General features: G+C 72.0%; 10 protein-coding genes. 3 read left to right on the top strand and 7 right to left on the bottom strand.

Annotated features, from left to right (window positions below):
- Nucleotides 1-278 precede the first annotated feature (278 nt).
- The gene (locus BCL76_RS27105; protein ID WP_109782032.1) at nt 279-2,075 is read left to right on the top strand and encodes an AMP-dependent synthetase/ligase; all 1,797 of its coding nucleotides are present in this window, start codon (nt 279-281) and stop codon (nt 2,073-2,075) included.
- A 51-nt stretch (nt 2,076-2,126) separates the two neighbouring features.
- Here BCL76_RS27105 and BCL76_RS27100 read toward each other — a convergent pair whose 3' ends face one another.
- From BCL76_RS27100 to BCL76_RS27070, 7 genes are all read right to left on the bottom strand, one after another.
- Complete coding sequence (locus tag BCL76_RS27100) at nt 2,127-3,743, bottom strand: GMC oxidoreductase (RefSeq protein ID WP_109782031.1); 1,617 nt, start codon at nt 3,741-3,743, stop codon at nt 2,127-2,129.
- Nucleotides 3,744-3,977: 234 nt separating this feature from the next.
- Nucleotides 3,978-5,120: a glycosyltransferase family 4 protein gene (locus tag BCL76_RS27095; RefSeq protein ID WP_109782030.1), complete on the bottom strand. Its 1,143-nt coding sequence runs from the start codon at nt 5,118-5,120 to the stop codon at nt 3,978-3,980.
- Nucleotides 5,121-5,143: 23 nt separating this feature from the next.
- Nucleotides 5,144-6,259, bottom strand: coding sequence for a hypothetical protein (locus BCL76_RS27090; protein ID WP_109782029.1), 1,116 nt, complete (start codon nt 6,257-6,259; stop codon nt 5,144-5,146).
- 25 nt (nt 6,260-6,284) lie between these two features.
- Nucleotides 6,285-7,340: a C40 family peptidase gene (locus tag BCL76_RS27085; RefSeq protein ID WP_109782028.1), complete on the bottom strand. Its 1,056-nt coding sequence runs from the start codon at nt 7,338-7,340 to the stop codon at nt 6,285-6,287.
- A gap of 245 nt (nt 7,341-7,585) precedes the next feature.
- Nucleotides 7,586-8,614 (bottom strand): C40 family peptidase, encoded by a 1,029-nt coding sequence (locus tag BCL76_RS27080; RefSeq protein ID WP_109782027.1) that lies wholly within the window; start codon nt 8,612-8,614, stop codon nt 7,586-7,588.
- 253 nt (nt 8,615-8,867) lie between these two features.
- Complete coding sequence (locus BCL76_RS27075) at nt 8,868-10,232, bottom strand: NYN domain-containing protein (protein WP_109782026.1); 1,365 nt, start codon at nt 10,230-10,232, stop codon at nt 8,868-8,870.
- A gap of 40 nt (nt 10,233-10,272) precedes the next feature.
- Nucleotides 10,273-10,512: a hypothetical protein gene (locus tag BCL76_RS27070; RefSeq protein WP_008738811.1), complete on the bottom strand. Its 240-nt coding sequence runs from the start codon at nt 10,510-10,512 to the stop codon at nt 10,273-10,275.
- Between the two features lie 136 nt (nt 10,513-10,648).
- Between BCL76_RS27070 and BCL76_RS27065 the strand changes: the two genes are divergently transcribed.
- Together BCL76_RS27065 and BCL76_RS27060 are read left to right on the top strand one after the other, a co-directional pair.
- Nucleotides 10,649-11,371: a rhomboid family intramembrane serine protease gene (locus BCL76_RS27065; RefSeq protein WP_375137969.1), complete on the top strand. Its 723-nt coding sequence runs from the start codon at nt 10,649-10,651 to the stop codon at nt 11,369-11,371.
- Nucleotides 11,368-11,649, top strand: coding sequence for an Lrp/AsnC family transcriptional regulator (locus tag BCL76_RS27060; RefSeq protein WP_030013053.1), 282 nt, complete (start codon nt 11,368-11,370; stop codon nt 11,647-11,649). The genes BCL76_RS27065 and BCL76_RS27060 overlap by 4 nt, the downstream gene beginning before the upstream one ends.
- The last annotated feature ends 273 nt before the right edge of the window (nt 11,650-11,922 follow it).

The following is an 11,922-nucleotide window of genomic DNA, read 5'->3' as shown; positions in this document are numbered from 1 at the left end:
TACCGAACTGCCGTCCCCGCATGCTGCCAGCCATGCGGACAACCCTAGGGCTGCCTGGTGACGGCGGGTAGAGGGGGCGGGAAGGGCGGTCGGACCTGCGGTTACTTCCGAGTTGCAAAGGGGGTCGACTACTGTCTGCACGTAAGTGGTGAGGCAGGGTAAGTGCAGAATGTGACGCACGGAACATCTGGCCGGTTCCCCCTATCGGGAACCCACTACCGGTGGGTAACGTCCGGTCGGTCCACATGGTGGCGATGGCGCCCAGAGGAGCAGCAGTCTTGCGCGAGTTCAGCCTTCCGGCCCTGTACGAGGTCCCGTCGGACGGGAACCTGACGGATCTCATCCGCCGCAACGCCGCTCAGCATCCAGACACCGCCGTCATGAGCCGCAAGGTCGACGGCCGGTGGCAGGACGTGACCGCGACGGAATTTCTCGCCGAGGTCCGCGCCGCGGCCAAGGGCCTCATGGCGGCCGGCATCCGGCCCGGCGACCGGGTCGCCCTCATCTCCCGCACCCGCTACGAGTGGGTGCTGTTCGACTTCGCGATCTGGAGCGCGGGCGGCGTCACCGTCCCCGTGTACGAGACCAGCTCCGCCGAGCAGGTCCAGTGGATCCTCGGCGACTCCGGCGCCGTCGCCGTCATCGTGGAGAGCCCGGCGCACAGCGCGGCCGTGGCCTCGCTGCGCGACCGACTGCCGGAGCTGCGCGAGGTCTGGGAGATCGAGCAGGGTGCGCTGCAGACGCTGAAGACCGCCGGCGCGGAGATCTCCGACGCCGAGGTCGAGGAGCGCAGCAGCCTGGCCAACGCCGACGACCCGGCCACCATCGTCTACACCTCGGGCACCACCGGCCGCCCCAAGGGCTGCGTGCTGAGCCACCGCAACTTCTTCGCGGAGTGCGGCAACGCGGTGGAGCGCCTGAGCCCGCTGTTCAAGACCGGCGAGTGCTCGGTGCTGCTGTTCCTGCCGGCCGCGCACGTCTTCGGACGTCTGGTGGAGGTGGCGGCCGTACTGGCGCCGATCCGCCTGGGCTGCGTACCGGACATCAAGAACCTCACCGACGAGCTGCAGTCCTTCCGCCCCACGCTGATCCTCGGCGTCCCCCGGGTGTTCGAGAAGGTCTACAACTCGGCGCGCGCCAAGGCGCAGGCCGAGGGCAAGGGCAAGATCTTCGACGCGGCGGCCGACACGGCCATCGCCTACAGCCGTGCGCTGGACACCCCGCGCGGTCCGTCGTTCGGACTCAAGCTCAAGCACAAGCTCTTCTCGAAGCTGGTCTACAGCAAGCTGCACGCGGTCCTCGGTGGCCGCGGCGAGTACGCGATCTCCGGCGGCGCCCCGCTGGGTGAGCGGCTCGGCCACTTCTTCCGCGGCATCGGCTTCACGGTCCTGGAGGGCTACGGCCTGACCGAGTCCTGTGCGGCGACCACCTTCAACCCGTGGGACAAGCAGAAGATCGGTACGGTCGGCCAGCCCATGCCGGGCTCCGTGGTGCGCATCGCGGACGACGGCGAGGTGCTGCTGCACGGCGAGCAGATCTTCACGGGCTACTGGAAGAACGAGACGGCGACCGCCGAGGCGCTGACCGACGGCTGGTTCCACACCGGCGACGTCGGCACCCTCGACGAGGACGGCTACCTCACGATCACCGGCCGCAAGAAGGAGCTCATCGTCACGGCGGGCGGCAAGAACGTCGCCCCCGCGGTGATCGAGGACCGGATCCGGGCGCACGCGCTCGTCGCGGAGTGCATGGTGGTCGGCGACGCGCGGCCCTTCGTGGCGGCGCTGGTCACCATCGACGAGGAGTTCCTCGGCCGGTGGGCCACGGAGAACGGCAAGCCGGCCGGAGTGACGGCGGCGGAGCTGCGCGAGGACGCGGACCTCATCGCCGCCGTCCAGAAGGCCGTCGATGACGGCAACGCGGCGGTTTCCAAGGCGGAATCGGTGCGGAAATTCCGCATTCTGCCCTCCCAGTTCACGGAGGAGTCGGGTCACATCACGCCGTCGCTGAAGCTGAAGCGCAATGTGGTGGCGAAGGACTTCGCGGACGAGATCGAGGCGCTGTACCGCGGCTAGTCCGCAGTCGGTCCATGGCTGGTCCGCGGCTCGTCCGCGGCCGGTCGGGACCTAGCGGGGGTCCTCGGCGAGGATCCTGGCCATGTTCCGCTCCGCGAGGGCGGTGATGGTCACGAAGGGGTTCACGCCGAGCGATCCGGGGATCAGGGAGCTGTCGACCACGTACAGCCCCTGGTAGCCCTTGGCCCGCCCGTACACGTCGGTGGCGTCCCCGAGGACGCAGCCGCCGAGCGGGTGGTAGGTGAAGTTGTCGGCGAAGGCCCTGTTGTCGCCGAAGAGGTCGTACCGGTACATCGTGAAGTTCCGCCAGTTGATGCGGTCGAAGAGGTTCTTCGCCGCGTTGACCGAGGGCGTGTTCTGGTCCCGCCGCCAGTTGAGCCGGGCCGAGTCGGTGGCCGCGTCGTAGGTGAAGTGCCCGCGCTCCCGGTTCTTGGTGATGGCCAGGTACATCGATATCCAGTGCTCGATGCCCATGGGGAGCGGGGCGATCTCGGCGAAGACCGGGTTCGAGGCGTTGTCCCAGTCGTCGATGCCCATCGCGGGCATGGTGGCCTGGTTGCAGCCGACCGTGTCCCACAGGTGATTGGCGCGGGCGGTCATGACGTTGCCGTTGTGGCCCCAGCCGAGCCCGACCTTGTCGCTCAGCGCGGGCAGGGTCCCGGTCTCGCGGGCCCGCAGCAGGATCTCGGTGGTCCCCAGGCTCCCGGCCCCGAGGAAGAGCTGTTTGCAGCCGAGTTCGCGGACCTGGGTGACCCGTCCGGTGACATCGCTGGTCCGGACCGTCAGGACGTATCCCCCGGCCGGGTCGGGCCGTACGCCGACCACGCGCTGCATGGTCTCGATGGTGACGTTGCCGGTGCCGACGGCGGCGGCGAGGTAGGTCTTGTCGACGCTCTTCTTGCCGTGGTTGTTGCCGTAGATGACCTCGCCGGCCAGGGCCGAGCGGGTGGCGGTACCGGCCGCCTCGCGCTGCATGTACGCGAAGTCGTAGACGTTGGGGACGAAGACGGTCTTCAGTCCGGTGTTCTGGGCGTGCTTGCGGGAGATCCGGGCGAAGCGGTACCACTCGGTGGATTCGAACCAGGCCGGGTCGATGTCGTTCACCCCGAGCATGGCGCGGGCGCGGGGGTAGTAGGTGCCGTACATCTCGTCGGCGTCGACCTGGGGCAGCACCTCGGTGAAGTACGAGCGACGGGGCGTGGGGGCCATACCGCCGTTGACGAGCGATCCGCCGCCGACCCCGCGGCCGACGTACACGGACATGTCGCCGTAGTTCACGCGGTCGAGGACGCCGGGGTAGGGGCTGATGTCGCGGTTGACCACGTCGAGCCAGAGGAACTGGGCGAGCGGGGCCTCGGTGCGGTTGCGGAACCACATCGAGCGCTGGTCGGGTGCGGAGGTGGACGGGAAGACCTTGCCGTCGGCCCCGGGGGTGTCCCAGAGCCGGCCCATCTCCAGCACGACGGTCCGTACGCCCGCCTGCCCGAGCCGCAGGGCGGCGACGGCGGAGCCGTAGCCGGAGCCGACGACGATGGCGGGGGCGTACGAGGCGGCGGCGGGCTCCACGGCCGCGGCGGAAGCCGCCGAGATCCGGGTGAAGCCGAGCGCCGCGGCGGTCGAGAGGGCGCCGAGTCCCAATAGTTGACGGCGCGTCAGGTTGGATGTCATGGCCGCATCATGGGCGGAATCCAACCTTCCGCCCATACGCGGTGTTGACAGATATCTGAGGGACAGTCAGACGTGGCTGCGCAGCGGGTTTCCGGCGGCTCCGCTGTCGAGGCTCCGCCCCGAACCCCGCGCCTCAAACGCCGGCGGGGCTGAAATCGTCAGCCGGAACCGGCAAAATTCAGCCTCGCCGGCGTTTGAGGCGCGGGGGTCCGGGGGCGGAGTCCCCGGGAGCGGCTACAGCAGCTCGCGCAGACGTTCCGCCAGGAGGTCCCAGCGCCACTTCTCCTCGACCCACGCGCGACCGGCGGCGCCCATCCGCGCCCGCAGCTCGGGGTCCTTCAACAGGGTGACGATCCGGTCCGCCGCCTCCTCGGGGGACCCGCCCCGCACGACCCAGCCGGTCTCGCCGTCCAGCACCGCGTCCGGCGCCCCGCCCGAGTCGCCCGCGATCACCGGCAGGCCCGTCGCCGAGGCCTCCAGGTAGACGATGCCGAGCCCCTCCACGTCCAGCCCACCCCGCCGGGTCCGGCACGGCATGGCGAAGACGTCACCCGCGCCGTAGTGGGCCGCGAGCTCCGACCACGGGACGGCTCCGGTGAACACCACGGAGTCCGAGACCCCGGTGGAGACGGCCAGCTCCCGCAGGTCCGCCTCGTACGGCCCGCCGCCCACGATCAGCAGCACCGCGTCCGGGACCGCCGCCAGGATCCGCGGCATCGACTCGATCAGTGTGTCCTGCCCCTTGCGCGGCACCAGCCGCGAGACGCAGACGACCACCGGCCGGTCCGTCAGGCCGAGCCGGGCCCGGACCTCGGCCCCGCCCGATCCCGGGTGGAAGGTCTTCTCGTCCACCCCTGGCGGCAGTTGCACCATCCGGGCCGCCGCCCGGTCCGTCACCGCCGAGGCGATCCGCGAGCGCGTGTACTCCCCCAGGTAGGTCAGCGTGTCCGTGCCCTCGCCGATCCGGCGCAGCAGCTGCCGCGCGGCCGGCAGCTGGGCCCAGCCCGCCTCGTGCCCGTGGGTGGTCGCCACGATCCGCCGCGCCCCCGCCCGCCGCAGCGCCGGGCCCATCAGCCCGAGCGGGGCCGCCGCCCCGAACCACACAGACTCGCAGCCGTGTTCGCGCAGCAGGCCGACTGCCCGCCGCGTCACGCGCGGGGTCGGCAGCAGCATCGTCGTACGGTCGCGGATCACCTGGAACGGCTGCTCCGCGTCGAAGGCCGCGGTGGCCTCGCGGCCCTCCGCGCTGTGCTTCCAGGTGGAGGCGTAGACGACGATCCGGTCGGGATCCAGCCGTAGCGCCATGTTGTGCAGGAAGGCCTGGATACCGCCCGGGCGCGGCGGGAAGTCGTTGGTCACGATCAGCGTCTTGTGCATCGCTGCCAACGTACCGGACACCCTCAGCGGAACTCCGCCCGCAGGGCCTCCTGCCAGTCCTTCGTCAGCGCCTCCGGGTCCACTCCGAGGGCCCCGCGCACGGCCACCGGCCACGGCTCGCGCCCGGCCCTCCCGTACAGGTCCACGAGCGCCGCCTCGCCCCATCTGTCCGCGATCAGCCGGCAGGCCAGCCAGGCGCCCTCGTACGCCCGGGCCAACGCCTCCGGATCACCGCCGAAGGCGAAGTCCTCCGCCCGGGGCAGGCCGCCCGGGACCTCGCCCCGGCGTACCGCCCTGGCCAGGGCCGGGGCGGCCTGCTCCGGGGTGGCCGGGGAGCCGCGGTAGGCCGCCCGGTCCGCGAAGCCCTCGGAGAGCCACAGCGGGGTGGTGGCGGTGGTCGCCGTCCGGGTGGCCACATGGGTGACCTCGTGGGTCAGGACGACCCCGCGGCCCATCGAGCTGAGCTCCGCCCACCCCTGCGGGTTCACGACGACCCGGTCGGCGGGGGCGGCCCCCGCGCCCACCCGGCCCGTGGTGATCGCCCCCATGCCCCGGTACTCGGCGGCCGGGCGGCCCAGCAGCTCCGCCATCCCGTCCACGGACCCGGGGACCAGCACCACGGTCCGGCCCGGCCAGGGCCCCGGCCAGGCGGCGCTCGCCGCGGGCACCGCCCGGTCGGCCTCCGCCGCGATCGCGGACAGCGTCCCCGCCTCCTGCCCGACGCCCAGGACCAGCGAGTGCGTCCCGCGGACCACCGCCACCGGGCCTTGGTCCCACAGCTGCGGCAGGGCGCCCGGCGCCGCCCGGTCCCCGGTGACCGTCCACCGGCCGTTCTCCCGGGCGACGCGCACCTCGCGCGCCGAGCCGGCCGCGGCCGCGTCGTAGCCGCCGAGCCGGTAGCGCAGGTCCGCCCGGACGGTGGCCTGCCCGCCGTCCCGCCGGACCTCGGAGACCTCGTAGGCCCAGCCCTCCAGCGGGATCCCGGCGAGCCGCTCGGGCGGTGTCCGCGCCCAGTCGGCGACGGCCTCCCGGATGTCCCGCTCGGCGGCGTCCCGCGGGGCGGGCGCGCCGCACCCGGCGAGCAGCACGCTCAGCAGGAGCGGCAGCACGCGTACGAGGGGCCGACGGACGGGGGACATCCGACGATCGTACGCACGGGTGCGATCAGGGGCGGGTCACCGAGGAGACGGGCATCATCCCGACGGGGTCGTAGCGGACCCGGGCCCCGGGGTACGGGGCGTGCACCACCTGGCCGTTGCCGACGTACATGCCGACGTGGCTGGCGTCCGAGCGGTACGTCACCAGGTCGCCGGGGCGGGCCTGCGACAGCGGCACCTGCCGGCCGGCGTGCCGCTGGGCCTGCGACGTGCGCGGCAGCGAGACCCCGGCCTGCCGGTACGACCAGACCATCAGCCCGGAGCAGTCGAAGCCGGAGGGGCCGGTGGAGCCCCACACGTACGGCCGGCCGACCGCGGCCCGGGCCGCCATCACGGCGGTCGCGGCGCGTCCCGAGGAGGCGCCGAGGGAGGAGAGGTCGGGCAGCCCCTCGGGGCGGCCCCCGGAGCGCGAGGAGCGTTCGTAGTCGGCCCGCTCCCCGGAGGGCATGGCGTTGAGCAGCCGTCGGGCGGCCGCGAGCTTCGCGGTGACGGACCGCTTGTGCCGGGCCACGTCGGAGCGCAGCGCGTCGAGTTCGGCGAGCTTGCGGGAGGCTTCCTGGCGCTCCTGGCCGAGTTCGCGCTGTTCCTCGCGGAGTTCCTCGAGCTGCCGGGCCTGGCGGCCGGTCAGCCGGTCGAGCGCGGCGGCCCGTTCCAGGTACGCGTCGGGGTCCTCGGAGAGCATCAACCCGACGGCGGGGTCGATGCCGCCGCCCCGGTACTGGGCTCCGGCGTAGGTGCCGAGGACGCCCCGCATGGTGTTGATGCGCTCCTGGCCGCGGGCCACCGCGTCCTGGGCCCGGTTGACCTCGATGCGGAGCCGGTCGGCCTTCTCGCCCGCCTCGTTGAAGCGTTCGGTGGCCTGCTCGGCCTCCTCGAAGAGGCGGTCGACCTGGGCGCTGATGCCGGTTCTCGCCCCGCCGCCGGGTTCGTACGGGAGGCCGGGGGCCGCGCTCGCGGGTACGCCCGTCATGGCGACCGCGGCCGTGGCCGCGGCGGCGGTGAGGACGGTGACCTTCGTGTTCCGGTCGAGGCTGCCGAGCCCGGCCCGGCGATGGGACGCCACGTGAAACCGCTCCCTTCCGCTGTGCGGGGCCCGGGTCCGCCCCCCGTGGACGGTCGTGTGCCGGGTTCCGCGCTGGCAGACAGTAGCGGCGTGAACACACCCCGACCAACGACCGTCGGCGGGCGCACATGCCGACGCCCCGCCGGAGACGCAGGTCACCGGCGGGGCGTGCGGTCAGACTCGGGCCCGGGAATTCGCCCGGATGGGCGGTGTGCGGCGCGTCCCGGAGCCGGGGGTGGAGCGGATCAGCCGACGCGGACGCCGAACTGGAAGGGCATGTTGTCCATCGACTCGTACTTGATGCCGCTGCGCGGGTTCGAGGCGTGCAGCGTCATGTTGTTGCCGGCGTAGAGGCCGACGTGGTGCAGGTCGCCGTAGAAGAAGACGAGGTCACCGGGCTGGAGCTGGCTGCGGCTGATGCGGGTGCCGTCGTTGATCTGGGTGAAGGTGGTGCGGCTGATGCTGACGTTGGCCTGCTTGTAGGCCCACTGCGTCAGCCCGGAGCAGTCGTAGACGTTGGGGCCGGTGCCGCCGGACTGGTAGGTGAAGCCCAGCTTCGTCTTGGCGGCTTCGAGGGCGATCGCGGCGCGGCCGGAGCCCTTGACGTTGCCGAGGTCCACGCGCTGGCTGTCGGCGCGGCTGGCGCGCGTGTCCTCGTCCTTGATGGCCGCGCGCTCCTGCGCGGTCAGGGTGTTGAGGAGGGCCTGGGCCGCGGCGAGCTTCTCGGTGGAGACCTTCTTCTTCTCGCCGAGTTCCTTGCGGGTGGCGTCGAGGTCGGCGAGCTTGCCGGCGGCCTCCTGGCGCTGCTGCGCGAGGGTGCGCTGCTTGTCCTGGATCCGCTGGACGCCCTCGACCTGCTTGGCGCTCAGGTGCTCCAGGGAGGAGGCCTTGTCGAGGTAGCTGTCGGGGTCCTCGGAGAGCAGGAGCGCGAGGGAGGGGTCGATGCCGCCGCTGCGGTACTGGGCGCTGGCCATCGAACCGAGCGTGCTGCGCAGGTCGTTGAGCTCGCCCTGGCCGCGGGCGACCTGGTCCTGGAGCTGGCCGATCTCCTTCTCCAGCTTGTCCTGGCGCTCCTTGGCCCCGTTGAACTTCTCGGTGGCCTGCTCCGCCTCTTCGTAGAGCGCGTCGACCTGGCTCTTGACCTCGTCCTTGCTCGGCTTCGCGGGCGCGGCGGAGGCGCTCTGCGCGGTGAGGGCGACGGCCGCGGCCGCGACCGAGGTGAGTACGGTCACACGAGCGCGGTTCGGCTGCTTGGGTCGACGGTGGGACGCCACGAAGGCGAGCTCCTTCTTCCTGGGAGCCGCCGAATAACGCAACTCGGCAGCACCTTCGCCGCCACCCCGAATGAGTGATCTACCGCACGAAGGTTTGACCAGACCCTAGTGACCCATCTGTGATCAGTTCAAATCCTGCCGGGAAAAAATTCGGTCCCCCACCAGGTTCTTTACCTACAGCGCACGCTCTGTGCAGGGCACTTGACGGTGTGTCCTCCGCGAGTCCCACCAATTCGGGCATCAGGGCGAGGAGTTACGAAACGCGCGAAAGCCGCTTCAGCAACAAAGCGGACGTCACGGGCCGCGCGCCCGCCTTGGCCACCCCGTCGGCGACCTCCCGGTCCGTGGAGACCACGACCACCGGCCGGCCGGGCGGCTCCGCGCGCACCAACTGGCGGATCAGCTCGTCCGCCGTCACCCCGGCCTTGGAGAACAGCACCCGCACCCCGCGCGGCGGCGCGAGCAGCACCGGGGCCGCCAGCTCCGCCCCGTCGAAGACACAGGTCATCTCCGCGCCCGTCTGCGCGGCCAGCATCGACAGCCCGCCCAGCAGCCGCAGCCGCTGCTTCTCCAGCGGCATCGTCGGATAGCCCGTCTTGGTCACGTTGTACCCGTCGACCACCAGATGGGCCTGGGGCAGCGCCAACAACTGGTCCAGCAGCGCCGGATCGGTCTCCGACAGGGCCCGGGCCGCGATGTCCTTCGGCGTCATCCGACCCGGCTCCACCGCGTCCACGGTGTCGGCCGGGCGGGTGTTCACCGGCGGCAGCGCCAGCTCGCGGCGCAGCCCCTGCGCCGCGTCCAGCACCGTGTCCAGCAGCAGCCGCAGCCGCATGTCCTCGATGCTGCGCCCCTCACGGGTGGCCCGGCGCGAGGTCTCCAGCGCCGTCTCCACCTCCGCGAGACGGGACTTGAGCCGCCGGGACTCGCTCTCGGCGGCGGCCACCCGGGCGGCCGCGTCGCCGCGGATCCCGTCGATCTCCGCATTCACCTTGCGCAGGGCCGCGTCGCCCCGCTTGACGTCGCTGAGGGCGCTGCGCAGCTTGCGCTGAAGCGATTCCGCTTCCTTGCGGGCCGCGTCCAGTTCGACCCGGACCTGCTCGCCGCCCGTGCGCTGCAGTTCCCGTACGTGGGCCAGCTCCTCGCGCAGCCGCTCCAGCTCGCGCCGGGTCTCCTCGCCGACCCGCTCGGCGTCGGCGCGTTGCGCCTCCTCGCCCGCGGCGGCGACCAGCTTGACCCAACCCGCGGGCCGCAGGACGAAAGCGGCGGCCGCCACGTCGAGGGGATCCGCGGCGGCCGGGGGCGCTCCGGCCTCCAGCGCGGCGGCCAGGTCGGCCTGCCCCTCGCGCAGCTTCTCCGCGACCCTGCCGCGGAACACGGGGTCGGTCTCGACCGCCGCAGCCATGGCGTTGCCCGCGAACTTGGCGCGCCGGGTCGGGGTGAAACGGGCGTACTGACGCAGCTGCGCCGGGAGGTCCGCGACCGTCAGTCCGCCGAAGGCGTCCGAGACGAGCGCGACGACCCGGCGCCGCACGCCTTCCGGCAGCGGGTGGTCGAGCGCCTCGGCGGCGTCGCCGGCCGCGTCGGCCGGCTCAGCGCCGCTTGCTGGCTCCACAATCCGTCACCCCTACCGTGATCTTCCTGTGGGTGCGCCTCCGTCAGGAGTCCGCGCCCGGCCTGTCCACGAGTTCGATCTGGTCCACCGCGTTGCACCAGCGGCAGCGGACCGACTCGATGGTCTCATTGACCACCTCGCGTTCCTCGACCTTGGGCTCCCCGGCGAGGTCCAGGTGGACGTACTCGACGACCTTCGACGAACGGGTCACGTCGAAGCGCGTGAGGTTGCCGCACAGGGTGCAGCGCCACCGGGTGGTGTCGGTCGGCAGGGGAACCGTCATCAGGCCGCTCTCTCCTTCGTAGCTGATTCAATTAAAGCCGCCCGCGCCGCCGTATGCGTCGTCCTGCGGACCGCAGCTCGTAACCCTACGGCCTGCCACCGCTTCAGGTGGGTCCCCTTACGTCATGCTCTGTCACATGATCGTAAAGTGGCGGGCCGTTCGCGAGGCCGCCCGGGGACCGGTGGTCACCCACGCGCTGATCGCGGGCTGCGCCGTGGTGTTCGTACTCGGCCCGGCCTCGGGGCTCAACCCGGCCTACGGGACGGGCGATGAGCTGCTGTCCGCCGGGACGGCCTACTTCCGGCGCTGGGGCGTCGTCCCCGACGAGCTGTTCACGGGCACCCCCCGGGCCTGGCTGACCCCGCTGACGGCGTTGTTCGTCCACGGCAGCTGGCTGCACCTGCTCGGGAACATGCTGTTCCTGCACGTCTTCGGTGCGATGGCGGAGGAGCGGATGGGGCGCCCGGCGTTCCTCGGCTTCTACCTCTGTACGGGCTACCTGGCGATGGCGGCGTACGCGGCGGCCAACGCGGGCTCCCCGCAAACCCTGGTCGGGGCCTCCGGAGCCATCTCGGCCGTGCTGGGCGCGTTCCTCTTCCTGCTCCCGCGGGCGAGGGTGACGAGCCTGTTCCCGTTCCTCTTCTTCCTGCCGCTGCGGTTCCCGGCGTGGATCGTGCTGCTGTTCTGGTTCGCCCTCCAATGGGTGGCGGCGCAGCGGGCCGGCAGCGGGCCGGGAGTCGCCTACCTGGCCCATCTGGTGGGCTTCTCGCTCGGCTTCCTCTACGCGTGGGCCCGTTATCGGGGTACGACTAGAGTGAGCGGACCAGCGACGGCCACCGAGGGAGACAGCCAGCCGTGATCACCGCGATCGTGCTCATCAAGACCAGCGTGGACCGGATCCCCGAGATCGCCGAGTCCATCGCCGCCCTCGAGAACGTCAGCGAGGTCTACTCCGTCACGGGGACGTACGACCTGATCGCGCTGGTCCGGGTGGCCCGCCACGAGAACCTGGCGGACATCATCCCCGGCCGCATCAGCAAGATCCCGGGCGTCGAGGCGACGGACACGCACGTGGCCTTCCGCACGTACTCGCAGCACGACCTGGAAGCGGCCTTCGCGATCGGCCTGGACGCGTAGCGCTAGCTCTGGCCGACCCGTCCCCCGGGGCTCCGCCCCGGACCCCGCGCCTCAAACGCCGGCGGGGCTGAATATGGCGGGCCTGTGCCTGTGCGGTGCGGCTCGGGCTGCGCCGGGCCCTGCGCCTCAATCGCCGGCGGGGCTGGATTTGGCGGGTCCGTGACTCGGTGTCGGTGGGGGGTCGGGGCGGGGGGCCGGGGTGGGGTGTCTCCTCGGCTCGCGCCTTACTGGTTTGTCTCGGCTGTGGGGCGGGGTTGTGCGCTCGTCCTGCGG

It is taken from the genome of Streptomyces sp. CG 926 (assembly GCF_003148825.1).
Lineage (GTDB): Bacteria > Actinomycetota > Actinomycetes > Streptomycetales > Streptomycetaceae > Streptomyces.
Note: the sequence above shows the minus strand (reverse complement) of the source record. Positions and strands in the feature narration are given on the sequence as shown.

What these genes read in the sequence shown, in the direction of transcription:
- BCL76_RS27065 (WP_375137969.1), top strand. Translation starts at nt 10,649, where the DNA reads ATGATCGTAAAGTGGCGGGCCGTTCGCGAGGCCGCCCGGGGACCGGTG.
- BCL76_RS27090 (WP_109782029.1), bottom strand. Translation starts at nt 6,259, where the DNA reads ATGTCCCCCGTCCGTCGGCCCCTCGTACGCGTGCTGCCGCTCCTGCTG.
- BCL76_RS27100 (WP_109782031.1), bottom strand. Translation starts at nt 3,743, where the DNA reads ATGACATCCAACCTGACGCGCCGTCAACTATTGGGACTCGGCGCCCTC.
- BCL76_RS27070 (WP_008738811.1), bottom strand. Translation starts at nt 10,512, where the DNA reads ATGACGGTTCCCCTGCCGACCGACACCACCCGGTGGCGCTGCACCCTG.
- BCL76_RS27095 (WP_109782030.1), bottom strand. Translation starts at nt 5,120, where the DNA reads ATGCACAAGACGCTGATCGTGACCAACGACTTCCCGCCGCGCCCGGGC.